Source organism: Bifidobacteriaceae bacterium, assembly GCA_031281585.1.
In the GTDB taxonomy this organism is placed as follows: domain Bacteria; phylum Actinomycetota; class Actinomycetes; order Actinomycetales; family WQXJ01; genus JAIRTF01.
This window is the reverse complement of record JAITFE010000076.1, coordinates 1-26159: the sequence shown is the minus strand read 5'-3', so window position 1 is coordinate 26159 and position 26159 is coordinate 1. Positions and strand designations below refer to the sequence as shown.

Below are 26159 nucleotides of genomic sequence, written 5' to 3'. Positions count from 1 at the left end.
CGCCGGCGTTTCCGTTCAGCCTGTCGTTCCCCGCGCCGCCGTACAACTCGTCTGCGGCGGCTGACCCGTTCAGCGTGTCGTTGCCGCCCATGCCGTACGCGGTCGGCCACCCCGCGGTGGTGGACAGGGTGTCGTTGCCGTCGGTGCCGAACCACATCATGGAGCCGACCTGCGGCATGTCTCGGTACAGGCCCACACTCGCCGGACCCAACGCTGCGGCCAACGCGTCGAGCCCCTTAACGCCTCCCTGCTGGGCGTAGAACAAGAACCGCCCGAGGTCGGCAACCATGTCGCCCGTAGCCGAGTCGCCGACGGGGAGATCCGCCACATAACTGACGGCGCCGCCAACATCCAGCCGACCATCTGTTATCAACTCTTCTTTCAAAACCTCCCGCATCGGCAGCAAGTGGGTCTGGTAAAGCAATTCGCAATAGTAGATCTCGAACAACCTCGTCCACACGCCGTGAAGGATCTGCGCCGCTTGGGCGTTCGGGTTCGGCCCGGACACGCCATTGAACTTGCCGCCCAGAATCGCTTCGATGGCCGCCAACTCCTGGGCGTTGAAATTCGAGCCGCGACTCCCCAACGCCACCTCGTCGGCGCCCATGATCCGCAACACCAACTCCCGCACCGACCCCTCCCGCTCGACCGTGTCCCGTGACGCCGTGAACGATCCGATCAACTGCCGCAGGCGGCCAGACTGGTCCGCCATCACCGCCCTGCGCAGGGAAGGCACCGAACCCAACGACCGAACGTTCGGCAACGCCAACACATCTGCCGGGACCACCGCGCCATCATCCAAATCAGGCTCCACCGTGTCCCAATCCACCGCGCTGACCCAATACTCAGCCGCCTGATGCGCCAAACCGTCGCCAAACACCACCTGCGACGCCTCCCCCAACACCACGCCAACGTCCACCGTCTGATCCAACCGGGACGTCTCCAACGAAATCGACTTCACATCCGACTCGTCCAAACTCCGAAGCTCGCCCGCATCGGTCTTGCCAAGATTCGCCACGTCCGCCCACAACACGAGATCAGGCCACAGCGTGTCACCCGGATCAATCGCCCTGTCGCCATTCGAGTCCAGCTCAGCCAACGCGGCATAACCAGACCCGGCAGCCGCCCCCGAAACCAACCGAGTCGAATCCCCGAAAACCTCCAGTCCGTTGTCAATCCGCCCATTGCGGTTCCGGTCCCAAGCCAACACCCAGTCGTCCCCGCGAACCCAGTTCACCCGCTCCGCGTAACCATCCACGTTCAAGTCAAAATACGCGCCACCGGCCAAATCCGTCGGCGAAAACCCATCACCCGCGGTATCCACCACAATCGGATCACTCGGCGGGGCCGCGTCCCCCGCGTCCTTCTTCGCGTGACCGCCAGCCTTCCCATTGCCACCAGCCGCGCCGCCGTAATCGCCATCGTGGCTGCCAGAACCGCCTCCGGAGCCACCGCCTCCGCCGCCGGAACCGCCGCCACCCCCAGGGTAGGGATCGGTTGTGGGGTCGCGGAGCTCGAAGTCGCCGCACGTAACTGCGCCCGTCTGGGCCTCTACCAGAGCGGATACCTCGGCAACCACTCGAAGATGGTCGCCAATCGGGCCCTCCATCATGTTCTTCACAACGGTGATCGCAAAGTAGGCCGTAGCCAAACCTCCCACAGTTATGGCCCAGGCTGCAGCCCCACCGAAAATCATCGAACCCAGTCCACCAATGATGACTTCCGACATCAGGTCAGACTCAAGCTGATTCGATAGTGCAGCCACTGCGTTCACCTTTTCCTCCAGCGCGACACGGACATCCTCAGCATCACAGCCGTTGGCAGCGGCCTGCAGCGAGTCAGCAAAGGCTTCCCCCCAAGCTCCGTAAATGTAAATGGACACCCCAACTCCAAGAGCGCCCAAGCCGCCCATAGCCACTGGAAAGTACTTCGCGAACTTGCTTTTCGCTACTGCCCCGACCGTGCTTTTCGCGGCACTCGCCGCGACCCTGGTAGCCACATACCCGACACGCGCGCAAATCCGCTCCGCCAAGCTCATCCGCTTCCATTTGGAGAGTCCCAGTTTCGCGATCAAGACCGAATCATCTGGGAATCCGAAGATCTTAGCTCCCCTAATACTCAAGACACTGCCCTCCGCGACGCGCGTGACGTGCCAAACGCTCCTCCCTCTGATGAAGTCATATTTCAGAGTCACATCGAAGCTCCAACCCGCGAGAACGGCCTCTGACAGGGCGCCCAGTTCCTTGGCGCGCGCCAAGTCGTCCATCATCATGATCCCGCGGGCGTCAAATCCGTTGACCCTCTTTACCACCCGCTTGGCCCTCAACGTCGGCAACTCGGTTCGGTACAACACCTTGTCCGGAACAGAGGAGCCCGCGTATTGAGCCTCGGGGCAAATCACCAAGACGTCGGGGCTCTTGATCGCCTCGACAAAACGCTGCGAGACGAAATCGTTCAGCGCCTGTTTCCCCGCGATCTTACCGCCGCCATCTCCATCGAATACCCTGTTCACTTGAGCCTTCCTGGCGCGTTCATCCGGACCGTCCATGACCTCCAATAGTGCGTCCCACACATCCTGATCGTTGATGAACGCCCCGCCCTCCGTATCGGTGATGTAACCGTACTCATCCAACATCGACACGCCCTTCGCCACTTCATAAGCGTACAGATCATCGCCGGACAAAGTGCCTACCGAACCCGAGTAAAGCACGGGGATTACCCCGTCAGGGAGGACCACCTCCAAATTCTTAACTTCGCTGAGGAGCATCTCCATGAAGCTCCTCCACGTGGTTTCGCTGCTCGCGCTCGACAGCTTGCCGTGCGCGTTTTCCCAGGCGGCTATTTTCGCTATTATTCCGCCGAAATCCGGAGTCGAGGATGCCGCTGGAGCAACCGACAACGACTCCGCTTGAGCGGCCGGGACCGCGACAGTCCCTAGGCCGAATACGGCTAACGCCACCACAAGCAATTGCGCCAGGCCGATCCGGCAAAGACGGGGCCAACTCCAACTCGAATCGAAACGCGCGAATAACAGACTTTTCATTGTTAAGAACCCTATTAGAAACTTCCATTTTGTTTACCATCCTGTCCGGTAGAGTTCGAGTTTCGCGACGAGTGCGATGATGAATGGGAGTTTCTTGAGTTGCCGCCGGTAGCCGCGGGAGAGTATCCGCCAGTTCTTCAGGTGGGAGATGCAGCGTTCGACGACGCACCTGAAACGGGAGACTTGTTTGTTGAACGCTTTATCGGATTCGTGGAGCGCCTGGCCCGGCTTCTTTTTGACGGGGGTGATCGCGTTGGTGGCGCTGTACGCGGAGTCGGCCAGCCAGTCCGCGTCCTCCAGCGCCGCCCGCCAGCCGGTCAGCTCGATCGCGGCGGCGTCGTGGCGGGCGCCGGGGACCGGGTCGGAGACGGCGATCAGGCCGCCTTCGAGGTCGCAGGCGACCTGGATGGACAGGCACTGGCGGTGGTGTTTGCCGGAGTAGTTGGACCGGCCGGTCGCTTTCCGGTTCCCGGTCGGGGTGTGGGTGCCGTCGACCACGAGGGGCCTGGTGGCGGCCGCCTCCGCGAGCGGGATCCCGGTGAACGACAGGGCCAGGTCGATGAGCGGCTCGAGCTTGGACTTGATCTGGGAGACGGTCGGCTGGGAGACGCCGAACAAGGCGGCCGCGAGCCGCTGGGTGATGTTGGAGCGCAGCAGCGCCAGGGTCAGCCGCAGCTGGCCGCGCAGGTCCAGCGCCCAGGGCCGCCCGGCCCCGGGCGGGGCCGTCCGCATCCCCTTTTGGTCCATGATCTCACGGACGCGGCCCAGCAATTCCTCGAATTGGTGCTCCGGCAGCCCTGTCGTGTATTCTAAATCCATCGGCCCGTTCCTTTTGGATAATCGTTGATGTTGACAATCCAATTATCCAGGGGGCGGGCCGTCTTTTGTCGGATATCGCGCGCCGTGGCGCCAATTACGTCAAAGTAACTCCTTGGCCTTCCCTCCCGCCCGACGAAACGCCCTCAAATAGCGACTTTCTAATAGGGTTCTAAGCCTCCTCGATCAGGTCGCCGACATTGCCCGCGAATAGGATCACTCCCGGACGGTACGGTTTTCCAACAGTGATCACTTGAAACAGTCCTTCCTTTAAGATCCGGTACAAGTCTGGTAAATCCCAGAGCGGCGATCTCGCCGGCCACCCGCCAGCCACCCGCACCAGCAACCGGCGGTCATCAGGCGGGAGGGCGTCAGGCATCTCCTTCCCCTCAAGGATCAACACATCCCGCCCCATGATCAGCGCCCAAAACTTGGGGACTTCCATGTTCCCGCCGCCCAAACCGACCACCATCGCGCCCCGATCCTCGTCGATCGACGGCGTCCCGAACCTTGCAGGGCCGTTGGCCCACGGGCTCTGAATCCCGAGCCCCTTCAACCGCGCCGACTCTTCGGCTGTCAGCTTCCGACGCACAAAAGCCACGCCTGGCTCCTCTCACTCCCAAGCTCGTCTAGGACGCCGAGAGCTTCCGCGCGGCAGTGGGCCGCCGTTCCGTGCCGCCCCTCGCCACGTGGGATCCTGCGTCCAATCCGCTCCTCTGACATCACCTGAGTAACACGGCTCCAGCTAATCGGGCCTTGTCGCAGCACGCGTGTCTCCTTTCATGGCCCCTGCTGCCCCCATGGGCCGCCGCAATCCGCCACGCCGCGCCGCGGCAACCAGTCCGTGCCAGTCGGGTCAAACGCCACAGGAGGCTCCTTCCAAGCATCTAGGGCATCGCTCAGCCAGGGGGTACTGCGTTCGCGGACTAAGTTAGCGCATCATCACGGGCAAGCAAGACTCCCCGAGTTGGCTAATCCTTTTTCGTGAATGCCGGCCTCCCGACGGGGCGGGGATCCGTCGCACTGGCACGGGCGAGCTATGAGCCGGTCACAAAGGCAGAGCCGGGCTCTTCCACCCAACCTTGGGCGCCGGTCGTTCTGCTCCTGGCCATGATGCGCTCGTGGCCGGACGCCGGCACCCGTTGTTGGAACTGCTGCCAGATGCCTCCACGCCCTGCCGAGGTGACCCCTTCCCCGGACAGAGACCCGGTGGTGGGGGCTGGGGCTGGGCAATGGGTCGGCAACGGCCCGGGCGGCACCGGGCAACATGCGGGCCGTCGGACGCGCGGCCCCGGACTACCGCCGAGGAAAACGACGCCTACCGGAATACGCTTGGGCTTATGTGGCTGGATGAAAATGAGGGTAAGAACGCTTCGTTGGCGTTTTCCCTTTAGCGTATTTGCGGGCCGGATTGCCGCAGACCGAGCCGGATCCGCCGAAGCAGCATCGTGATTCTTCTTCGGCGCCGGTGGTGCGGGCGGTACGTAGCCGTGGGCGTACACGGCGGCGGGCGGGTTCGGGCTCAACCTGACCGAGGCGGACTACGTCTTCCTGGTGGAACCCGGCCACGGAGAACCAGGCGATCTACCGCGCCCACCGGATCGGCCAAACCCGGCCAGTCCTGGTCAACTGACCCCGGCTATTGCTGCGGCGGCGGCCATTGCTGTTGCTGCGGAGGCCAAACCGGCTGCTGGGGTGGCGCCGGCTGCTGCGGGGGCTGGACCTGCCCTGGCGCAATCTCGCCTGGCCGCGCCACCGGCTGCGACAGCGGCGGCGGGGCGTCGTCTTGCGCCGGGCCGACCCCGTACATGGGAGGCTGTGCGCCGAAGGCCTGGCCCGGCGGCGGATAACCGGGGGCCGGGAACGCGCCCGGGACGCCGGCGGCGGCTGGCGGATAGCCGGGCTGGGCCGGATAGCCTGCGGCCGGCGGGGCACCGAAGGCCTGTGGGGCCGCAGGCGGGACGGCAGCCCCCGGAGGCGCGCCGAAACCTTGCGGCTGGGAGACTGCGGGCGGGTAGGCGCCGGCGGGCGGCGCCCCGAAGCCCGGCTGGCCGAAGCCCGGTTGGCCGAAGCCGGGATAACCGGCGCCCGGATAGCCCAGGTCGGCTGGCGCCTCGGCGGCGGCCCTCGCCGCCGCGCGCTTCTTCTTGCCCTTCAACAGCATGATCGCCAACAGGGCGACCACGGCGATGACGCCAACCGCGATCCCCAGAATGACCAGGAGCGAGCCCAGGCCGGCTTTGGCGGAGGCCACCGCCTCGATCTTGGTGCGCTCGCCCATCTTCGGCGTGAAGGTCACTTTGTTGCCGTCGATCACGCCGGTGGAGGACTTGACCTTGCCGGGGAAGGTAAAGGTGATCTTGAGATCCAAGCGGTTCAACAGCGACTGGGTGGCCGGATCGTCTCCCACCGCGTACTCAGGGCCCAAAGCCTCCGGAGTCATGTCGATTTCGCCGTTGACCACGAATTCGTCGCCTCGGCGTGTGACCGTCACGTCTCCAGTCGAGTCGTCCTCGCCCGGCTCGTTGAAGGATTCCAACGTCTCGGGTTCCCGTGCCTGGAAGGTCCAGCCCGTGTAGCCGTCTGCGGCGTAGTCTTCGAGGTCGACCTTCCCCTTGGCGCCGAGTTGCTCGTTGAGGTCTGGATCAGACTTCATCCGCTCGAGAAACTCCTCGGCGGTCAGCCCTTGCATCGAAGCCATTTGCGCAAGGAAGGCGTCATCGAGGGCCATGGTCCCCGCAATGGACACGGTGTCGTCAGAGTTCACCGTGAAATCCACGTGCTCCCTCACGCATCCCGTCATCAGGAGGGCCAAAGCCGCAGCCAGGCCCACCACCAATGCCATTCGTCGGGGCTTGTGTTCTGCGTTGGTCATTCACCCATTGTTCCAGCCCAGCGCCCGGTCGCTGACCACCTTGAGGCCGTTAACAAGGGCTTTCGCGGGAGCTTTCGGAATCGTTATGCCCGGACCCCGGCTCCTGGTAAGCCCTGGCTCCGGCGCCCGGCGCGGCTGGCAGCGGGCCAAACCCCTCAGCGGGTTGGCCGGGGTCAGAGGCCGCCGTGCGGGCGGCGGTTTTCCGCCGACGGCTCGCCGACCGCCACGCCAGGAGGACGGCGACGGCCAAGACCAAGACGACGGCGACGATCAGCCACGGGCTGATCCCCGAAGGGCTGCCAGGGGCGGGCGCGACCGCCGGGATGGCGCTGGCGACGGCGTGAACCTCAAGGGGCTCGCCCCATTTGGGCGCGAAAGTGACCGTGTTGCCGTCAACCGCGCCGCTGGCGGAGGTGACCGGGCCGGGGAAGGTGAAGGCGAACTGGAAGTCGATGTCTTTCAGCATGGCTTGCGCCTCCGGGGTGTCGGCGCCCCAGGCGCTGAGGTCGCCCGGCAGCTGCTGGACGTCGATCTCGCCCGCCAGGACGAAGCTGTCGCCCTCGCGGCTCAATTCCAGCGTCCCGGCCCGCCCAAGCTGGCCCGGCACGGTCACGGCACCCAAGGGGTCCAGTTCCTCGCCGGTGATGACCCAGCCCGTGTATCCGTCCGCGCGGTAATCCTCGACCGTCGCCCGGCCGCCCAATCGTTGCAGTTGTTTATCCACGCCGGATTCCGCCAAGAACTCCTCCACCGTCTGGCCTTTGGCCTGGGCCGCCTCCTCCAGGATCGAACCCTCATAGGCCAACAGGGTGGTCACGGCCACCGTGTCGTCCGGGTTGACTGTGAAGCCGAAGTGCAGCCTCATGCAGCCCGCCAGGCCCGCCAGCAGGGCGGCCGCCAGCGCCAGCGCGGCCGCGAGGCGGACAGCCCGCCCCGACCTGACCCTGCTCATGTTCACGCGTTCAATCCTCGCATGGCCCCGGCCCCCACGCGGGTGCGCCGATCTGCCGAGGCGGCGACACGAACCGGCGGGTGGCCGGACCGCATTGGGCTGCGTCTGAGCGGCCCCACCCGCACTGGGCAACTAACCAGCGACCGCGAAGAGACGCCGCGGCGAGAACCCTGGGGGGAGTCAGCGCCAACCCTCGGCGACGGTCACCGCCGTGCCGAACGCGACCGGTCGCCGGCCGGGGAAGAAGCGGACAATCCCGGCGCCGTCGACGGAGACCACGTCCGGCACCGAGTCGCCGTTCATCGAGGCGCCCGAGACGGCCCTCAACCCGGACCAACCGGTGCCGACGTGCGTCTGGGCCCCGAAGTAGCCGGAGCCCCGCGACGGGTACCAGTACAACTTCCCGCCCTGGTCAATCGACATGATGTCGGCCACCCCGTCACCGTTCAAGTCGCCCGCCGGGAGTAGTTGGAAGGTCTTCCAGCCGTTGCCGACCTGCGTGCGGCGGCCGGAGTTCTTCCAGCCGTTCTTGCCGTCGCCCTGGTAGAGGAACAAGTCTCCGTAGGAGTCAATGGCCAGCAGATCGGGGTTGCCGTCCTTCGTCAGGTCACCCACGGCCAGGATCCGCTCGTAAATGCTCCAACCGGAGCCGATTTGGATGCGGGCGGCCCAGCCGTTCGAGGCGGTGCGCGGGTAGAGCCACATCCTCCCGCTGGAGTCAATCCCGATGATGTCGTTGAAGCCGTCGCGGTTCCAGTCTCCGGGGGCTGACGCCCTGTAGCCGGTCCAACCCGAGCCGATCGTAGCGGTCAAGCCCAGCTTCATGGTGTTCGTGTCCAGCGTGTAGAGGCGCATCTCGCCGTTCGCGCAGATGCGGATGATTTGGGAGCGTTGCAATTCCGCGGAGCCGGTGGTCGGTTTGCCGTTGGTCGCCCAGAGCCGGGGCGTGATCATCGCTTGCGCCACCGCGCACGGGTCGTCCGCCGCGGCGATGGTCTTGACGTCCGACTGGCTGACGGCCGTCTGGTAGCCCGCCCGCGTGGCGGTCACCTTGACGTAGACGGTCTTGCCCGCGTGGACCGCCTGCGGGGTGAGCATCCGGGCGTAGGTGTCCGTGCCGGTCTTCACCACCGTGCTGCCGATCACCCATTCGTACTTGACCGAACCCCCGGCGGGGTTGGTGGAGACCGTTCCCACGGTCATGGTTTTGTTCACCTGGACCGGCCCGGAGATGATCGGCTTGGCCACGGTCATGGCGATCGCGGTGACCGGGCCGACCGCTGCCGAGGTCAAAGGCACCCCGGTGTAGCCCGACTTGGACGGCGTCACCCTCACGGCAATGGTGTGCCCGTAATCCGCGCTGACCGGGGTGTAGGTGGCGGAGTTGGAGCCAACCGCGGTGGAGCCGTCCCTGAGCCACTGGTAGGCGAGCGTCGAGCCGGCTGGCGACACCCCGCTAACCTGCGCGGTCAAGGGTTTACCGACCTGCGGGGCCCCGGAGATGGTGACCGCGCCGACAGTCGCCTCCATGGGGTTGAAAAGCTTGACGTCGTATTGGAGTTTGCCGCCGCTCACTCCGGTTATCCCGGAGATGGTGACCCGGTAAGCGTCAGTGGCCCCGGCTGCGGGCACACTCACCGCGGCCGACGGGAACCGGAAAGCGAAGGCGCCCTGGTCGCCGTAGCCGCTGCTCAAGGTCGACCTGGGGATCAGGGTGATGCCGCTCACCGCCGTGCCGTTCTTGGTCACGCTGACGGAGGCGTTCGCGAAGGAGATCGAGGAGGTGCCCGTGGACACCGACCAGTCCATCTGCCGCGAGTCGAATTCGCTCTTCGTCAGTTGATAGGGGAAGTAGCCCGCGCCCGGCCACGCCACGAACTGGGGGCTTGACCATGCGGTCGAATAGGTGTTGGTGAACGGCGCGTCCTCGCTCGAGTTCCATGAGCCCACCGTGCAGCTTGAGCCGGAGCAAGAACCGGAGCCGTTGCCCCAGACCAACGCGTTGGCGTTGCCGGTCGAACCGGATCCCATGGTGCGCTGGCCGGGAGAGAGGATCCAGCGGCGGTGCCCCAGCGAGTCGACGCCCACGTCGTTGACATAGGCGAAGATCGCCTTGGCGCCGGCCAAGATGCCGTCGCCGCCGGTGCCCAGGGCGATGTTCGAACGGGCCGCGAGGAAGGCCCCGTTGTTGGTGAAGCATTTCCAGGTGGTCGGCGGGTAGTGGCTGAGTTGGCCGTTGGCCTGCATGAGCAGCGCCGTCTTGCGCGCCACGCTGGAGGCGGCCGTGTTCTCCGAGATGTCGGCCAGGCCGGCCATCTGGCGCAAGTAGTTGAGAGTGTCGAAGGTGGCCTTTTGAGCCGCGGCGGAGACGTTGCCGGTGTTGCAGTTGGACACCGCCCCGGTCCAGCCCATTGGGACTGTCCTCAAGTTGAGGGCGTAGTTCTGGTAGGCGGCGGCGACGGCGGCTTTGTTGTTGCGGTCGATCGCGGCTGGCGCCGCGGCCAGCGTTTCGGCCCCCTTACCTTCGCTTTGGCCGAGGTCTGGGACCGGCACGCCCAGTTCGGCTTTGGCTTGATCGTTGCCGTCACCGTTGACGGACGGAGCGGCGGCCGCGGTTTGCGCCGCCACCGCCGGTTCGCCGCCGGCCGCTGGGCCGGCCGGAATCGCGATCAAGGCGACTCCAATGGTCAAACAAACGATTCGGCGGTGGGGTCGTGGCGTCATGGCGTGGCCTTCGCTTTTCGGGGATATCTGTGGTTTTGGTCGGCCGGGGGCCCAACCGGGCCTGATTCTACCGCTGTCCCGCCCCTCTTGGGGCGGACCCGGCGCTGCGGCGCGGCCCCGGCACGCCCGTGCGCGGCGTCCAGGTTTCGAAAACAAACTTGAGCGTAGTAGACTCAAGTTTGGCTACTAATCTTCAATTGAAGCGGGAACCAAACCCCCGACCAGTGAGGCACACCATGGACATCGAAAAGCTGACCGCCAAGTCGAAGAACGCGCTCCAGGACGCAATTCAGCAGGCGTCCGCGGCCGGCAACCCGACCGTCGAACCGCTGCATCTCCTGAACGCGCTCTGGTTGGACCGCGAGGGCCTGGCCCTGCGCCTGGCCGAAGCGGCCAAGGCGGAAACCCGGACTATCGGAACCGAAACGAGGGTGGCTCTGACGAATCTCCCGACGGCATCGGGCACGTCGACCAACCAACCCCAAGTGGGGCGCCAACTCCTCGCGGCGCTCGACCAAGCCCAAAAGATAGCGGACTCCCAAGGCGACCAATACGTGTCGGCCGAAATCCTCCTGATCGCGCTGGCCGGGCTGGAGGGGACCACCGGCGAGATCCTCAGGCGGGGCGGCGCCACACCCAAAGCGCTAACCGACGCGCTCCCCGAATTGCGGGGCGGCCAAAAGGTCACCACCGCCAACCCCGAGGGCACCTTCGACGCGCTGGGCCAATACGGGCGCGACCTGACGGAGGCCGCCCGCCAGGGCCAACTCGACCCGGTGATAGGCCGCGACCAGGAGATCCGCCGGGTGGTGCAGGTGCTCTCAAGGCGCACCAAGAACAACCCCGTGCTGATTGGCGAGCCAGGGGTGGGCAAGACCGCGGTCGTGGAGGGCCTGGCCCAGCGGATCGTCAAAGGCGACGTGCCGGACGCGCTCAAAGGCAAGCAGTTGATCGCGTTGGACCTCGGGTCGATGGTCGCCGGGGCGAAGTACCGGGGCGAATTCGAAGAACGGCTCAAAGCGGTCCTGGAGGAGATCAAGAACTCGGACGGGCAGGTCGTCACGTTCATCGACGAGTTGCACACGGTGGTGGGCGCCGGCGCCGCGGAGGGCTCGATGGACGCCGGCAACATGCTCAAACCCATGCTGGCCCGGGGCGAACTGAGGATGGTGGGCGCGACCACCCTGGACGAATACCGCGAGCGGATCGAGAAGGACCCGGCCCTGGAGCGGCGCTTCCAGCAGGTCTTTGTGGGCGAGCCGTCCGTGGAGGACACCATCGCCATCTTGCGCGGGATAGCCCCGCGCTACGAGGCGCACCATCACGTCACGATCGCCGATTCGGCCCTGGTCGCCGCCGCCACCCTGTCCGACCGCTACATCACCGGCCGCCAACTCCCCGACAAGGCGATCGACCTGATGGACGAGGCCGCCTCCCGCCTCCGCATGGAGTTGACCTCCAACCCGGTGGAGATCGACCAGTTGCAACGCACCGTCTTCCGGTTGGAGATGGAGGAGCAGTACCTCCTCGACACGGTCAAGGGCAAGGAGAAGAAGCTGGACGAATCCTCCCAAGAGCGCCTGGCCAAGCTCCGCGCCGATTTGGCCGACCGCCGCGAGGAGTTGGACGCGCTGAAGGCCCGTTGGGAGACGGAGAAGACGGACCGCAACAAGGTGGGCGACCTGCGCGCCCGCCTGGACGAGTTGACCACCGCCGCCGAACAGGCCGAGAACCGGGGCGACCTGGCGGAGGCCTCACGGTTGCGCTTCGGCGAGATCCCGCCCGTCGAAGCGGCTTTGGCGCAGGCGGAGCGCACGGAAAACGCCGACGATGCCGCCCAAGCCGCCCACCCGGACGCCGGCGTTCCGCTGGTGCCGGACAAGGTCGGCCCGGACGAGGTCGCCGAGGTGGTCTCCTCCTGGACCGGGATCCCCGCCGGGCGCCTGTTGGAGGGCGAGACGGCCAAGCTGCTCAAGATGGAGCAGGTCATTGGCGAGCGGCTGATCGGCCAGGGCAAAGCCGTCGCGGCGGTGTCCGATGCCGTCCGGCGGGCCCGCGCCGGGGTGTCGGATCCGGACCGCCCCACCGGGTCGTTCTTGTTCTTGGGTCCCACGGGCGTGGGCAAGACCGAGTTGGCCCGGGCGCTGGCGGACTTCTTGTTCGACGACGAGCGCGCCATGGTCCGCATCGACATGTCCGAGTACTCGGAGAAGCATTCCGTGGCCCGCCTGGTCGGCGCGCCGCCCGGCTACGTGGGCTACGAGGAAGGCGGCCAGTTGACGGAGGCCGTGAGGCGCCGCCCCTATTCGGTGGTGCTGCTGGACGAGGTCGAGAAGGCCCACCCCGAGGGCTTCGACATTCTGCTGCAGGTGCTGGACGACGGCCGGTTGACGGACGGCCAAGGCCGCACCGTCGATTTCCGCAACGTCATCCTGGTGCTGACGTCCAACCTGGGCTCCCAGTACTTGGTCGACTTGACGCTGCCCCCGGAGGAGCAGCGCGAGCGGGTCATGGGCGCGGTCCGGGCCGCCTTCAAGCCGGAGTTCCTGAACCGGCTTGACGACATCCTCATCTTCGACGCGTTGACGTTGGAGGAGATCGGGCGGATTGTGGACCTCCAGGTCGCGTCGCTGAACCGGCGGCTGGCTTCCCGGCGGCTGACGCTCGACGTCACTCCGGCGGCCCGCGACTGGCTGGCGCTGGAAGGCTACGACCCGTCCTTCGGCGCGCGGCCGCTGCGGCGGCTGATCCAGCGCGAGGTGGGCGACACGCTGGCGAAGGAGCTCCTGTCCGGCCAGGTCCACGACGGCGACACGGTGCTGGTGGACCGCCCGGCGGCATCGCCGGACGGTTCCGCTCCCGTCGGCCTGACGCTGACGGTGGCGGCCCCGGCTGGCTCCTGACCGGCCGACACGCACGCGGAGGGCACGGGGCTGGGAGCGTCGGCCGGACGGGAGCGCGCCCGGCCGGGAGCCGCCTCGATGACGTATATGTTTGACATTTAGATGGTACCATCTTACATTTAGTCATGTGAGCAAGAATCTGCGGCTCAAGTCGGCCCGGGCGGCGTTGGATCTGACCCAGGCCGAACTGGCGGACCGGGTTGGCGTCTCGCGCCAGACGGTCAACGCGATCGAGAAGGGCGACTACAACCCCACCGTCCGGTTGTGCCTGGCCCTGTGCCACGCGCTCGGCAAGACCCTTGACGACCTGTTCTGGGAGGACCCCCAATGAAATCATCAGCCAAAGCCCCGGCGTGGCTAGGCCGATACGACGAACGGCAGCTACGCGTCCGCGGCGACGCCTTCATGCACGGATTCCTGCTCCTCGCACTGGTGCTGGTCTTGGTCAGCACGCTGAACTGGGGAGACGGGGCCGGAGCTCTGCCAGCCGCCGCCAACATCACCGGCCTGTTGGCGGGACTGGCGGTGGTGATCATCGAGATGGTGGCACGGGACGCTTTCTTCGGCCTGCGTCGAAAGGGCGGCGAGGCCCCGGTGGTTGTGTTCGTGGTCGCCACCGCGGCCATCTGGGCGCGTGCGCTCTGGCGGCTTTCGTCCGAACCGGTCCGGTCCGGCGGCGGCCCCACCGAGGCGGGTTGGCTCCTGGCGGACGCCATCATTATGACCACCATTCCGGTGGCGCTGGCGATCAAGGCCGCCGTGGACCGGCGAGGCCGCGGGCGCCAAGCAAACGGGGACTGACCCGGCCGACGAGCCTCCGACGGACCGCCAAAACAATCCCAGCCCGGACGTTGGACCGTTGGGTTAAGCCAGTCGGGGTTGTCCGTTTCTCCCCGAAGCGGCGGGTTTGGGCCCGCTTCGGGGAGTTCCGGACAAACGCCCGGTCGGACCTGGAACGGCGCGGGCCGCCGACCTGCGACGATGCCGCGGGGCCGGGCGGCGGCATCGGCGGCGGTTGTCCGTTTCTCCCCGAAGCGGCGGGTTTTGGCTTGCTTTGGGGAGTTCCGGACAGGGCCTCGTACGCGGCCCGACCCGGCCGGTCCGCTGACCTGGGACGATGCCGTGTGACGGGTCGGCGGCATCGGCGGGGCTTGTCCGTTTCTCCCCGAAGCCCAGATTGCCTTCGAGGAGCTAAGAGTCGGCAGCTGGCTGTACGCGGGCTTCCTCACCGGAGGCAGCCCCTACCTCTCGGCGAACAACTGGGGAATCGACGGTCAGTTTGGGACGAGGACATACAACGCCGTGAAAACTTTTCAGCAGAACAAGAGCGCCGAAGGTGATTATGACGGAAAGCACGGGATGAATACATGCGCCAAGCTTGCTTTTGGTGAGTGGTCACCTTCGAGCGACGGCTACAAATGGATGGTGAGCCCAACTGGCTATGTGGTCCCCAAAAAGGTCTATCTCTACTGACCGCTTCTCCATCGCCGACGGCGTGCGGACCAGCGCGCGCGCCGTCGGCGGTGGTAGACGCTCGCGTGTCGCGGCGGCAGTGGGATTGTGTGCCGCGTTGGCCATCGGTGGATTGGCTGCCTGCGACACAGGGGGAAGCAACCCGAGCGTCAGCGCGGCGCAGCCGGGACCCACGTTGTCTGCGGCATTGGTGGGCGACGTGCCCCAGTCGAAGCTCTGGATCGACCGGCCAGACTTGCCGCTTGATTACTACACCGATCTGGTGACCAGCGCCCAGTTGCGGATGAGCGACATCGGCACCGCCGACGGAGGCCTGTGGGAGGTCCAACAACAAGAGTCCATCGCGGCGTGCATGAAGAGCCGGGGATTCGAGTACTACCCGAGCGCAAACGAGTTGGCCGAGGATGGCGATCCTGACATCCGGAGCGGGGACCGGCGGCTGTGGGTCCCTTGGTTGCCCGATGATTTGGCGAGCGTGGAGCGCTACGGCTATGGATACTCCGACCCCGCTCAAGGTGTTGGCAACGCTCTGTCCAGCCAACCGGCGGAGGTGGACCCGAACCAGCAGTTTGTCGCCTCGCTGAGTCCTGAGGCCCAACGGAAGTACCAGGTGGCGCTGCTGGGCGAGGCGCTGGCAGATTACGTTCTGGCGGGGGCGGACATCAACCGGCCCGTGCCCGAATTGGGCGGCTGCACCGGGGACGCCAACGAGGCCCACCCTCAACCCTTTGTCGAGGCGATGAAAGAATCCCCGACCACCGCCTTTCAAGATCTGATCGATCAGATTTGGGGCGAGGCCGGGGACCCGTACGCGGCAGGCCAGGGGGGCGGCTCGGCATCCGGGTGGACGTTCCTTGGACGCGCGGAGGTGGATGACCTGGACGCCGAGTGGCGGGAGTGCTTCCTGCGGGAGTTCCCTGTCGCCCAGCCCAACGTGCCCAAGGGCGTCCCCGTCAGCGAGGCCGCGCCCTCAGAGTTCAACGGTCCGGCGGGAGCGCGCGACCTCGCGTTCCACACAAATGCCGAAGGCGAGCCCTGGAACGGGCCATCCGGCGAGGCGCCGCCCGAGTACTCCTCCCTGACTGGGACTCCACGGGAAATCGCAATAGCGGTAGCGGACTTCACCTGCCGCGATGAGACCAACTACGTGTCGAGCCTCTTGAAGATCCTCCGCCAGGCGCAAGAAGAGTTCATCGGGGCACACCAGGCCGAACTAGACGAGCTTGCCGCAGCCTTGGAGCAATACGTCAACGGCGGCTAGCGTCAAGGCCGTGGAGTTAGGGCCGGGGAACGGTTGTCAAGGGGGTCGTCGGCGAGGACGCAGATCTCCAAGGCCGCCTTCCGGCAGGACCGGTCGAAGTCGGGGCCCCGTGCCTGGCGCCTCAAGATTGCACGCCTGACCACCCGTGGCACGCCCGCAGGCGGTGTTTCGGCAGCGGCGACTCCAGGACCAGGCGGACCGGCGACGGCCTCCTCGGTTCGGACGACGAGGTCCCGTGCGTCCTCCAACGCGATGGTGAAGCTGCCCCGGTCGGGGTCCAGGCCCCCTCGCGAGGGCGGCATCCGCGACCGGCGCGCGCAGCAGCTGGCATGCGGCGAGGAGCGCCCACACCTCCGGGTCCACGCCCTCGGCGGTGCGCGCGCGGGACCCGCCCGCCGGGCATTGACGACTTCAGCTCGAGGTATCGGGTCTCTACCTCCCACCGTTCGTGGTAGAGCCGCACCAGGTCCGCGGCGGGATGCGCCGCCGGGTCGAGGAGGCTGGTCAGGAGCCTGTAGGAGCCGACCTCGCGTCCCTGGTCGGTCGTGACCGCGACCTCCGCGCCGATTACCCGCGCGAGGAGCCGGACCTGCGGGTGGCCGGTCCCTCCGTGGTTCCCGGACTGCTTCGTGTAGCGGACCGCGACCACGGGCGCGTCCGGGACGGTCAGGACGGTCTCGTCGACCGCGCAGACCAGCACGCCCCGCCGCCGCTTGTCCGTTTCTCCCCGAAGCGGCGGGTTTTGGCTTGCTTTGGGGAGTTCCGGACAGGGCGCCTTACGCGGCCCGACCCGGCCGGTCCGCTGACCTGGGGCGATGCCGTGTGACGGGTTGGCGGCGTCGGCGGCGGTTGTCCGTTTCTCCCCGAAGCGGCGGTTTTCGGCTTGCTTTGGGGAATTCCGGACAGGTCCCCTTGCGCGCCCCGACCCGGCCGGACCGCTGACCTGGGTCGAAGCCGTGTGGCTGGGAGCCGGCATCGGCGGCGGTTGTCCGTTTCTCCCCGAAGCGGCGGGTTTCGGCTTGCTTCGGGGAGTTCCGGACAGGGCCTCGGTCGGTCACGTAAAGGCCCGGTCCGCTGACCTGGGACGATACCGTGTGGCCGGTTTGCGGCATCGGCGCCGGTTGTCCGTTTCTCCCCGAAGCGGCGGGTTTCGGCTTGCTTCGGGGAGAAACGGACAGCGGCCCAGTAAGGGCCCGAACCGGCCGGGGCGGTGGCCTGGGACGATGCCGTTGGGCCGGGTGGCGGCATCGCCTCCGTTAGCTGCCTGGGTAGAGGTCCGGGTGGGCGTCGAAGTAGCGGTCGCGTTCCTCGCGCATGATCTCGAACGCCCTCACCACGTTGTCCGGGACCGGCGTGTTCGTCTCCGGGCCGGAGTGGAGGCGGCCGTCCACGCCGGGCACGTCGAAGCCGATGCTCGGGTAACCCAGCGGGTATTGGGCGTCGATTTCCAATAGCTGCTCGTCGGTCGGGTTGTCGCCCAACTCGGCGACGGCCTGGTCGTGGGCCAGCCAGGCCGCCTCGTCGAAGACGGGGCACACCGCCAACAGCGCCCGGAACTCCTGCTCCGTGATGTCCGCGGGCAGGACGGCAGTCGGCTCGGTTTGCCATTCGTCCGCCTTGACGGGCACCGGGTCCTCCAGGTCCGGATAGCCGTTGGCGCGGGCGCATTCGATCCACGGGAGCGTGGCCTCCAGGTCCACCTGTTTGATGGCGACCTCCCTGTCGGGGGTCGGATAGTTGACCGGCTCGGTGTAACCGGAGGAGTCCAGGCACCGCCGCAAGTCTTCGGTGCGGTCCTGCTGGCCGATGATCAAGTACGGGGGCACCTCTCCGGTCGGCCAAGCTGTCGGCGAACCGCCCGCTTGGGCCTCCTTGATCAACTCCATGCTCGGGTCGTATTTCGCCGCCAGGTCGAGCATCCAATCGGGGATGCCGTCCATGATGGCGGCGCCGCCGCCGAACGACGCGATGTGATCCTCCTCGATCGCCAGCCAGACATGTAGCTGTCCGTCATCGCTGTAGGGCTCGGTGACGGCGGGGATATCCGCCGCGACCAGGCAAGTTACCAGGTCGTTGGCGCTCCGCGCCTGGTCCGCGATGAGTTCGGCCTGGGTCCGGGTGTCCACAGCGGGGCTCGCGCCGCCGCCCGCGCCGGTGGTCGCCTCGCCGCCTCGGTCCAGGGTGGCGACCCCGTCGTCTTCGCCCGTGCAGGCGGCCAGCGTCACCACCCCGACCAGCAAGCTTGCCGATAACGCGGCAGTTGTCAAGCGTCGTCGCAACATGGGGCCTCCTCGCCGGGCGGTGGTGTTTCGCGTCCATCCAAACAGCCGCGCCGCCCGCGTCCCTCATCCCCAGGCGCCATCTTCGTGCACGGTCACGGCCCGGCCGCCGGTCACGGGGATTCGGCCCGCCCGAACTGATGCGCTAAGGTGGGTAGTTGCCGTCTAACGGCCGCGGTTCGAAGTGCCCGGGTGAATCAGCCCCGGTGCTCCGCGCAACAACCTGCAACTAAGGAGTGAACTAGAGCTATGCCGCTTGATTCCGCCACCAAGGCGAAGATTATCGCCGAATACGGCACGCATGAAGGCGACACGGGCTCGCCGGAGGTTCAGATCGCGCTGCTCAGCCAGCGCATCAAAGACCTGACCGAACACTTCAAGGTCCACGCGCATGATCACCATTCGCGTCGCGGCCTGCTGTTGCTGGTGGGCCAGCGCCGGCGGTTGCTGGGATACCTCGAGTCGATCGACGTGGAGCGTTACCGCTCCATCGTCAAACGGCTCGGTTTGCGCCGATAGGCAATCTGTCGGGACGCCCCGTGCGCGCTGCGGACGGGGCTTTTTCGCGAAAACTCAATAGTGCAATCAGCCAGGGCCCTTTTCCGCATGTCTCGCGGTCCTCGGTAGTGGCCTCCGTAGGCACAGCGCGAAGGCGCCTGACAAGCGGACGATGCCGTGCGGCATCGTCCAAAGGCGCCCCCAGCGGCGTGTCGCTTACGTGGGCCTCGATCGAAGACCGCAACGGAAGGGCCTGGCTCTAGAACCAGCGGACCCGCGTCCCGGGCCGGCCGAATGAGGCCGCGCCGGCGGGCGCCGCCGCTCAAACAGAGTTAAGGAGGGCACCCGTGGAGGGTCCTGAAATCACATTTTCCGAAGCCACGATCGACAATGGCTCGTTCGGCCAGCGCACCGTCCGGTTTGAGACCGGACGGCTGGCCAAGCAAGCTGGCGGCGCGATCGCGGCCTACCTTGACGGCGTGACGATGGTCTTGTCGACCACCACCGCCGGCAAACACCCACGTGAGCAGTTCGACTTCTTCCCGTTGACGGTGGACGTCGAGGAGCGCATGTACGCGGCCGGGCGCATCCCCGGCAGCTTCTTCCGCCGCGAGGGGCGGCCGAGCACCGAGGCGATCTTGGCCTGCCGGTTGATCGACCGGCCGCTGCGGCCGTTGTTCGTCAAGGGCCTGCGCAACGAGGTCCAAATCGTCGAGACGATCATGTCGCTCGACCCGGAGGACTCCTACGACGTGCTGGCGATCAACGCCGCGTCGCTGTCGACCCAAATCTCCGGCCTGCCGTTCTCCGGACCGGTGGCCGCGACCCGCCTGGGGCTGATCGACGGCCAGTGGGTCGCGTTCCCGCGCTGGTCGGAGCGCGAACGCGCCGTCTTCGAAATGGTCGTCGCGGGCCGCATTGTGGGGGACGACGTCGCCATCGCCATGATCGAAGCCGAGGCGGGCGAGCGGGCCTGGGACCTGATCAAGCACCAGGGCGTCCAAGCGCCCACCGAAGACGTGGTGGCACAGGGCCTTGAGGCGGCCAAGCCGTTCCTGCGCGAACTGTGCCTGGCGCAGCAGCGACTGGCGGACCAGGCGGCCAAGGAAACGCGCGAATTCCCGCTCTTCCCGGACTACCAGGAGGACGCGTACCAGGCGACCGCGCAACTCGTGACCGACAAACTGCGCCAGGCCATCCAGATCGGGGACAAGCAGGAACGCGAAACCCGGCTGGACGAGATCAAGAACGAGGCCTTGGGCGCGTTGGAGGAGAACTTCCCCGAGCGGGACAAGGAGATCGCGGCGGCGGTCCGGTCGATCACCAAGGCGCTGGTGCGCCAACGCGTATTGACGGAGGGCCTCAGGATTGACGGGCGCTCGCTCAGGGACATCCGCACGCTGTCAGCCGAGGTCGAGGTCCTGCCCCGCGTCCACGGCTCCGCGCTGTTCGAACGCGGCGAGACCCAGATCCTGGGCGTGACCACGTTGAACATGCTGCGCATGGAGCAGCAGATCGACTCGCTCAGCCCGGTCACGCACAAGCGTTACATGCACAACTACAACTTCCCGCCCTATTCGACCGGCGAGACGGGCCGGGTGGGGAGCCCCAAGCGGCGCGAGATCGGGCATGGCGCCCTGGCGGAGCGGGCCCTGGTGCCGGTGCTGCCCTCGCGCGAGGAGTTCCCGTACGCGATCCGGCAGGTTTCCGAGGCGCTCGGGTCGAATGGCTCGACGTCCATGGGCAGCGTCTGCGCCTCGACGTTGTCGCTGCTCAACGCCGGCGTGCCGCTGAAGGCGCCGGTGGCGGGCATCGCCATGGGCCTGATGAGCGACACCGTTGACGGCGAGGTCCGCTACGCCGCCTTGACCGACATCCTGGGGGCCGAGGACGCCTTCGGCGACATGGACTTCAAGGTGGCCGGCACCTCCGAGTTCGTCACCGCGATCCAACTGGACACCAAACTGGACGGGATTCCCGCCTCGGTGCTGGCGGCCGCGTTGACGCAGGCCCGCGAGGCGCGGCTCCACATCCTGGGCGTGATGAACCAGGCGATCGACGGGCCGGACGAGATGAGCCCGCTGGCGCCGCGCGTCATCTCCGTGAAGGTGCCGATCGACAAGATCGGCGAGGTCATTGGCCCGAAGGGCAAGATGATCAACCAGATCCAGGACGAGACCGGCGCCGACATTTCGATCGAGGACGACGGCACGGTTTACATCGGGGCGACCGATGGGCCGTCCGCCGAGGCGGCGCGCGACCAGATCAACGCGATCGCCAACCCGCAGATGCCGCAAGTCGGCGAGCGCTTTGTCGGGACCGTGGTCAAGACCACGACCTTCGGCGCGTTCATCTCGCTGACCCCCGGCAAGGACGGCCTTTTGCACATCTCGCAGATCCGGCGCCTGGTGGGCGGCCGGCGGGTCGAGAACGTCGAGGACGTCCTCCAGGTGGGGCAAAAGGTCCAGGTCGAGATCGCGGAGATCGACCCGCGCGGCAAGCTGTCGTTGCACGCGGTGGTGGACGATGCCGCCGAGCAGGCCGAGGAGCCGGGTGCCGGCCCGGAGGACGGCGAAGCCGACCAGGGCGGCGAGGACCGGCGGGATCGCCCGCGGCGGCGGCGCGAACGCCACACGCACGTCCACTCCGAGGACCGCGACGAGCAGTGACTCCGGATCGGTGAGGGCGCTGGATCGGTGGGCCACCTGAGAGGGGCGCGTATCCGGGCGTTCGCCGCGGGGGGCGGCGCTGGGACGGGGTTTACGGCATCGGCGGCTTTGGCGGGTTTGGAAGGCGAGGGCGTGCGGTGCCACGCCTTGCCGACCGGCGCGCGGGTCTTGACCCAGGCCGTGCCCGGGGCCCGGTCTTTCACGATCGGGTTCTGGGTGCTGGTCGGCTCGCGGGACGAGGCCGAGGGTCGGCACGGCTCCACCCATTTCCTGGAGCACTTGCTGTTCAAGGGCACCGAGAACCGCAGCGCCGAGCAGATCGCGGCCGCCTTCGACGGGATTGGCGGCGAGTTCAACGCCGCCACCGCGAAGGAGTCGACCTGCTATTTCGCCCGCGTGCTGGGCGACCACTCGGCGCTGGCGATCGAGGTGCTGGCAGACATGCTGACCTCGTCGGTATTGGACCGGCTCGACTTTGAGAACGAGCGCGGGGTGATCCTGGAGGAGTTGGCGATGAACCAGGACGACCCGTCAGACGTGGCGCATGAGGCGTTCGCGGCGGCGGTCTACGGGGATCATCCGCTGGCGCGGCCGATCGGGGGCCGGCCGGCCGACATCCAGGCGGTCAGCCGGGACTCGGTCTGGGACCATTACGTCAACCATTACCGGCCCGAGCGGCTGGTGGTGACCGCCTCCGGCCAACTGGACCACGACACGGTGGTGTCTTTGGTCGCCTCCGCTTTGGAGAAGGGCGGCTGGGGCGAGGCGGCGGCCGGCCGGCGTCAGCCCGCGCCGCTCCGGCCGACCGAGCCCCAGGTGGCGCTGCCGGCCAAGGGCCGGGTGGACGGCTTGGCCCGGCCGACCGAACAGGTGCAGGTGCTGGTCGGCTGCGAGGGGTTGACCGCCACGGACGAGCGCCGCCACGCCCTGGCGGTGCTCGGATCGGTGCTGGGCGGGGGCATGTCCTCGCGGCTGTTCCAGGAGATCCGCGAGAAGCGCGGCCTGGCCTATTCGACTTATTGTTTTTCCTCGTCGCATTCCGACGCGGGCTCGTTCGGCGTTTACGCGGGCTGCACGCCGGCCGCCTCCGCAGAGGTGACCGCCCTGATGGAGTCGGAGTGGGAGCAACTGGCCCGCGAGGGCTTGCGCCCCGGCGAACTGGAGCGCGTCAAGGGCCAGCTGACCGGCGGCACCCTCCTGTCCTTGGAGGAGCCGTATTCCCTGATGAACCGCCTGGGCCGCGCCGCCACCCTGATGGGCGAGCTCCCCCCGGTCGAAGAGGTCATAGCCCGCATCCAGGCGGTCACGCCAGACCAGGTCCGCACTTTGGCGGCGGACCTGGCCTCCCGCCCCCGCTCCCGTGTAGTGGTAGGCCCCAACTAGGGGACGGTCCTTTCTTCGAACGATGGGGACACACCCGGGCGGGTAGCCTGGTTGGCGTGACTGAAGCGATTCGCGTCGCCGTGATCGGCGCAAAGGGACGGATGGGCTCCACCGTGGTGCGGGCCGTGCAAGAGGCGCCCGACCTGCGCCTGGCCGCCACGCTCGACTTGGGAGACGCGCTCGCCGCCCTGCCCGCCGATGCCGTCCAGGTCGCCGTCGACTTCACCGTCCCGTCCGCCACCCAAGACAACGTCCACCAGCTGATCGACTTGGGGGTCAACGCAGTTGTCGGCACAACCGGCTGGGACGCCGACGCGCTGGAGCGGGTGCGCCGCCATCTGGCCGAAAAGGGCGGCGTGGGCGTTGTGATCGCCCCGAACTTCGCGCTGGGCGCGGTCCTGGCCATGCGTTTCGCGGCCCAAGCCGCCAAGTTTTTCGAGTCCGCCGAGGTGATCGAGCTCCACCACCCCGACAAGGTGGACGCCCCGTCCGGGACGGCCCGGCACACGGCGGCGGCGATCGCGGCCGCGCGGGCGGGCGCCGCCCTGGGGGCGGTCCCCGACGCGACCGATCCGTCCAAGTCCCAATCCGGCGCCCGGGGCGCGGACGTGGACGGGGTCCACGTCCACTCGGTCCGCCTGCGCGGCCTGGTGGCCCACGAGGAAATCCTGCTCGGCAACCCCGGCGAGTACCTGACCATCAGACACGACTCGCTGGACCGGGTCAGCTTCATGCCCGGCGTCCTCCTGGCGATCCGCGAGGTCGTGGCCCGCCCGGGACTGACGGTCGGCCTGGACCCCCTGCTCGGGTTGTAGCCCGGACCAGAACGCGCCCGCCGTTCGCTGTGCCGTTCGGACCGTCAGGCGCGAACGCCCGCCTCGGCGGCCACGGCCGTTGAGCGGCGGCCGGCCCGATGCGCGCACTGGGGGCGGGGCGCGCGCCGAGCGACGCTGAGACGGATCGCCCCCTTGCCGCGCGGGCGCGCGGATAAGGCCGCCTGGGCGGGGGCGGCGCTGGGCGAGGCGATAGGCGGGGTTGTCCACACGGCATCGGGCAAGGGCGGGCGCCGGCGGGGAACGGGCCGTAAGCTGGAGCGATGTCCCCCAAGCCGACCGCCGAACTGCTGGCGGCGGCCGTCGAAAAGCTGGGCGGGCAGCGGCGGGCTGGGCAGGAGAAGATGGCCGAGGCGGTCGCGGTCGCGTTCCAAACGGAACGCCACCTGCTGGTCCAGGCGGGCACCGGCACCGGAAAGTCGCTGGCGTACCTGATCCCGGCGCTGGCGTTCGCGGTGCGGGAGGAGAAATGCGCGGTCGTGGCGACGGCCACCCTCGCGTTGCAACGCCAAATCGTTGAGCGGGACCTGCCGCTGGCGACGGCGGCGCTCGCGGGCGAATTGGGCCGCGAGCCGGTCGCGGCGCTCCTGAAAGGCCGGCAAAACTACGTTTGCAAGCACAAACTGGAAGGCGGCTACGCGGACGCGGAGGAGGACCTTTTTGAGGCGACCGGCGTGCCGGAGGCGGGCTGGCGCGGCGCGTTGACCGGATCGGCGCTGGCCGAGGAGGTCGCCCGGCTGCAACGGTGGGCCCGCCAAACCGACACGGGGGACCGGGACGGTTTCCCGGGCGGGGCCTCGCCGCGCGCCTGGCGGCAGGTGTCGGTCAGCGGCGCCCAGTGCATTGGGCAGAAATGCCCGGTGTACGAGGCGTGCTTCGCGGAGGCGGCCCGCGCCGCCGCCGGCCAGGCGGATTTGGTGGTCACCAACCACGCGATGCTGGCGATCGACGCCTCCGTCACCCCCGTCCTGCCGGAATTCGACGTCTTGGTGATCGACGAGGCGCACAATCTGACCCGCTCGTTGACCTCCGCCCGCACGGCGGAGTTGACCGCCGTCCAGGTGGCGGGCGCGGCGCGGCGGCTGGACGGGCTGGGCGTGGAGGCGGCGGCGCTGAGGAAGGCCGCGGATGAGTTCGAAGCCGCGTTGGACGCCGCCCGCGAAGGGCGCTTGCGGGAGGGGTTGGGCCCCACCTTGGCGGGCGCGGTGGCGGGGGTCAGGGCGGCGGCGCGGACGGCGCTCACCGAGGTCGCCAACCTGGCGGACGCCCCGGCCACCGCCAAGCAGCTGACCTCGGCCGCCTTGCAAGAACTGGAGGAGACCGCCCACCGTTTGGAGGCGGGCGGCGGCGACGTCCACTGGGTTGAGCGTCCGGCCAACGGCCCGGTCGCGCTCAAGGCCGCGCCGCTCCAGGTCGCCGCGGACCTGCGCGCCACCGTTTTGGACCGCGCGACCGCCGTTTTGACGAGTGCCACCTTGGCGTTGGGCGGAAGCTTGGAACCGGCCGCCGATGCCGCCGGGCTCGCCCCCGGGGAGTGGGACGGCTTGGACGTGGGGTCGCCTTTCGATTACCGCCGCCAGGCGATTCTGTACCTGGCCGGAGACTTGCCGGAGCCGGGCCGGGACGATTCGCACCGGGAGGCGCAGCACCGGCGGCTGCGGGAGTTGCTGGAGGCCTCCAAGGGCGGCGCGCTGGGGTTGTTCACCTCGCAGCGGGCCGCCGAGGCGGCGGCCGAGGCGTTGGCCCCGGAGGTGGATTTCGAGATCGGCGTGCAGGGCTCCAAGTCGCTTGGCGCCCTGATCGACGAGTTCGTGGCCGACCCGCACGCGTGCCTGTTCGGCACCATTTCGCTGTGGCAGGGGATCGACGCGCCGGGCGCCACCTGCCGCCTGGTGGTGATCGACCGTTTGGCTTTCCCGCGCCCGGACGACCCGGTGATGTCGGCCCGCGCCGAGGCCGCTGACAAGGAGGGCCGCAGCGGCTTCATGACCGTCTCCGCCGCTCACGCGGCCCTGATGCTGGCCCAGGGCGCGGGCCGCCTGATCCGCTCGGTCGAGGACCGGGGAGTGGTCGCGGTGCTGGACCCCAGGATCGCCACCAAGCGTTACGGCCAGTTCCTGATCCGTTCCATGCCGCCAATGTGGCTGACCCAAGACCGCTCGGTGGCGCTGGGCGCCCTAACCCGCTTGGCGGCCGCCGCTGAGGCGGGGGCCGGGGAAGGCGCCGGGAAACCGGCCCCTTGAGCGGCTGAGGACGGCCCGTGCGGAACTGGAAGCGGTGGAAAGCGCCGGGGCTGCGCTCGAGACGCCCCGACTACCGTACCTGGACGGGCATCGAGGATCACAAGGCTGAACTGGATGCGATGATGGCGGTCTTCGACAGCATAACGAGCGGCGTCTGACCACGCCCGCTGGCGCGACCGGATCGTGTCGCTGGGGTCGGCCGCGGAG

Annotated in this window: 19 protein-coding genes and 1 pseudogene; 12 read left to right on the top strand and 8 right to left on the bottom strand. The window is 67.7% G+C overall.

Translation table 11 applies throughout. The features are described from left to right. A pseudogene (locus tag LBC97_09240) lies at positions 1 to 97 on the bottom strand (hypothetical protein). Between the two features lie 2674 nt (positions 98 to 2771). Between LBC97_09240 and LBC97_09235 the strand changes: the two are divergent. After that, positions 2772 to 2912, top strand: a complete 141-nt coding sequence (locus tag LBC97_09235) for a hypothetical protein (protein MDR2566218.1) — start codon at positions 2772 to 2774, stop codon at positions 2910 to 2912. Between the two features lie 164 nt (positions 2913 to 3076). Here the strand turns inward: LBC97_09235 and LBC97_09230 are convergent, their stop codons facing one another. From LBC97_09230 to LBC97_09210, 5 genes are all read right to left on the bottom strand, one after another. Next, positions 3077 to 3862, bottom strand: coding sequence for a transposase (locus LBC97_09230; protein ID MDR2566217.1), 786 nt, complete (start codon positions 3860 to 3862; stop codon positions 3077 to 3079). Positions 3863 to 4031: 169 nt separating this feature from the next. Next, positions 4032 to 4460, bottom strand: coding sequence for a hypothetical protein (locus LBC97_09225; GenBank protein MDR2566216.1), 429 nt, complete (start codon positions 4458 to 4460; stop codon positions 4032 to 4034). Positions 4461 to 5498: 1038 nt separating this feature from the next. Continuing rightward, a complete protein-coding gene (locus LBC97_09220) occupies positions 5499 to 6734 on the bottom strand; it encodes an alanine and proline-rich secreted protein Apa (GenBank protein MDR2566215.1) in 1236 nt (411 codons plus the stop codon). Positions 6735 to 6783: 49 nt separating this feature from the next. After that, complete coding sequence (locus LBC97_09215) at positions 6784 to 7692, bottom strand: hypothetical protein (GenBank protein ID MDR2566214.1); 909 nt, start codon at positions 7690 to 7692, stop codon at positions 6784 to 6786. Positions 7693 to 7866: 174 nt separating this feature from the next. Next, positions 7867 to 10377, bottom strand: coding sequence for an FG-GAP-like repeat-containing protein (locus tag LBC97_09210; protein ID MDR2566213.1), 2511 nt, complete (start codon positions 10375 to 10377; stop codon positions 7867 to 7869). A 269-nt stretch (positions 10378 to 10646) separates the two neighbouring features. On the opposite strand from LBC97_09210, the gene clpB reads away from it, so the two are divergent. The 5 genes from clpB (at position 10647) to LBC97_09185 (ending at position 16047) form a co-directional block, all read left to right on the top strand. After that, the gene (gene clpB, locus LBC97_09205; protein ID MDR2566212.1) at positions 10647 to 13313 is read left to right on the top strand and encodes an ATP-dependent chaperone ClpB; all 2667 of its coding nucleotides are present in this window, start codon (positions 10647 to 10649) and stop codon (positions 13311 to 13313) included. A 127-nt stretch (positions 13314 to 13440) separates the two neighbouring features. Then, entirely contained in the window at positions 13441 to 13644 is a 204-nt protein-coding gene (locus LBC97_09200; GenBank protein MDR2566211.1) for a helix-turn-helix transcriptional regulator, read from the top strand. Continuing rightward, a complete protein-coding gene (locus tag LBC97_09195; GenBank protein ID MDR2566210.1) occupies positions 13641 to 14114 on the top strand; it encodes a hypothetical protein in 474 nt (157 codons plus the stop codon). The genes LBC97_09200 and LBC97_09195 overlap by 4 nt, the downstream gene beginning before the upstream one ends. A gap of 501 nt (positions 14115 to 14615) precedes the next feature. Further along, entirely contained in the window at positions 14616 to 14786 is a 171-nt protein-coding gene (locus LBC97_09190; GenBank protein ID MDR2566209.1) for a hypothetical protein, read from the top strand. Between the two features lie 175 nt (positions 14787 to 14961). After that, positions 14962 to 16047 carry a hypothetical protein gene (locus tag LBC97_09185; GenBank protein MDR2566208.1) on the top strand — a complete coding sequence of 362 codons (1086 nt, stop codon included), beginning with the start codon at positions 14962 to 14964 and terminating at the stop codon, positions 16045 to 16047. Positions 16048 to 16168: 121 nt separating this feature from the next. Here LBC97_09185 and LBC97_09180 read toward each other — a convergent pair whose 3' ends face one another. After that, a complete protein-coding gene (locus LBC97_09180) occupies positions 16169 to 16747 on the bottom strand; it encodes a hypothetical protein (GenBank protein ID MDR2566207.1) in 579 nt (192 codons plus the stop codon). 556 nt (positions 16748 to 17303) lie between these two features. Next, the gene (locus LBC97_09175) at positions 17304 to 18329 is read right to left on the bottom strand and encodes a hypothetical protein (GenBank protein ID MDR2566206.1); all 1026 of its coding nucleotides are present in this window, start codon (positions 18327 to 18329) and stop codon (positions 17304 to 17306) included. A gap of 246 nt (positions 18330 to 18575) precedes the next feature. On the opposite strand from LBC97_09175, the gene rpsO reads away from it, so the two are divergent. The 6 genes from rpsO to LBC97_09145 all read left to right on the top strand — a co-directional run bounded on the left by rpsO (position 18576) and on the right by LBC97_09145 (position 26110). Then, positions 18576 to 18845 carry a 30S ribosomal protein S15 gene (gene rpsO / locus LBC97_09170; protein MDR2566205.1) on the top strand — a complete coding sequence of 90 codons (270 nt, stop codon included), beginning with the start codon at positions 18576 to 18578 and terminating at the stop codon, positions 18843 to 18845. Positions 18846 to 19171: 326 nt separating this feature from the next. Next, a complete protein-coding gene (locus tag LBC97_09165) occupies positions 19172 to 21493 on the top strand; it encodes a polyribonucleotide nucleotidyltransferase (GenBank protein MDR2566204.1) in 2322 nt (773 codons plus the stop codon). Positions 21494 to 21520: 27 nt separating this feature from the next. Beyond that, positions 21521 to 22876, top strand: a complete 1356-nt coding sequence (locus LBC97_09160; protein MDR2566203.1) for an insulinase family protein — start codon at positions 21521 to 21523, stop codon at positions 22874 to 22876. A 56-nt stretch (positions 22877 to 22932) separates the two neighbouring features. Continuing rightward, positions 22933 to 23691: a 4-hydroxy-tetrahydrodipicolinate reductase gene (dapB, locus tag LBC97_09155; protein ID MDR2566202.1), complete on the top strand. Its 759-nt coding sequence runs from the start codon at positions 22933 to 22935 to the stop codon at positions 23689 to 23691. A gap of 281 nt (positions 23692 to 23972) precedes the next feature. Next, positions 23973 to 25952 carry an ATP-dependent DNA helicase gene (locus LBC97_09150; GenBank protein MDR2566201.1) on the top strand — a complete coding sequence of 660 codons (1980 nt, stop codon included), beginning with the start codon at positions 23973 to 23975 and terminating at the stop codon, positions 25950 to 25952. A gap of 17 nt (positions 25953 to 25969) precedes the next feature. Further along, positions 25970 to 26110: a hypothetical protein gene (locus LBC97_09145; GenBank protein ID MDR2566200.1), complete on the top strand. Its 141-nt coding sequence runs from the start codon at positions 25970 to 25972 to the stop codon at positions 26108 to 26110. Positions 26111 to 26159 lie beyond the last annotated feature (49 nt).

Excerpts from the sequence above, each read along its gene's own strand:
- LBC97_09150 (MDR2566201.1), top strand. The coding sequence starts at position 23,973 with ATGTCCCCCAAGCCGACCGCCGAACTGCTGGCGGCGGCCGTCGAAAAG.
- LBC97_09195 (MDR2566210.1), top strand. The coding sequence starts at position 13,641 with ATGAAATCATCAGCCAAAGCCCCGGCGTGGCTAGGCCGATACGACGAA.
- rpsO (MDR2566205.1), top strand. The coding sequence starts at position 18,576 with ATGCCGCTTGATTCCGCCACCAAGGCGAAGATTATCGCCGAATACGGC.
- LBC97_09220 (MDR2566215.1), bottom strand. The coding sequence starts at position 6,734 with ATGACCAACGCAGAACACAAGCCCCGACGAATGGCATTGGTGGTGGGC.
- LBC97_09175 (MDR2566206.1), bottom strand. The coding sequence starts at position 18,329 with ATGTTGCGACGACGCTTGACAACTGCCGCGTTATCGGCAAGCTTGCTG.
- LBC97_09230 (MDR2566217.1), bottom strand. The coding sequence starts at position 3,862 with ATGGATTTAGAATACACGACAGGGCTGCCGGAGCACCAATTCGAGGAA.
- clpB (MDR2566212.1), top strand. The coding sequence starts at position 10,647 with ATGGACATCGAAAAGCTGACCGCCAAGTCGAAGAACGCGCTCCAGGAC.
- LBC97_09235 (MDR2566218.1), top strand. The coding sequence starts at position 2,772 with ATGAAGCTCCTCCACGTGGTTTCGCTGCTCGCGCTCGACAGCTTGCCG.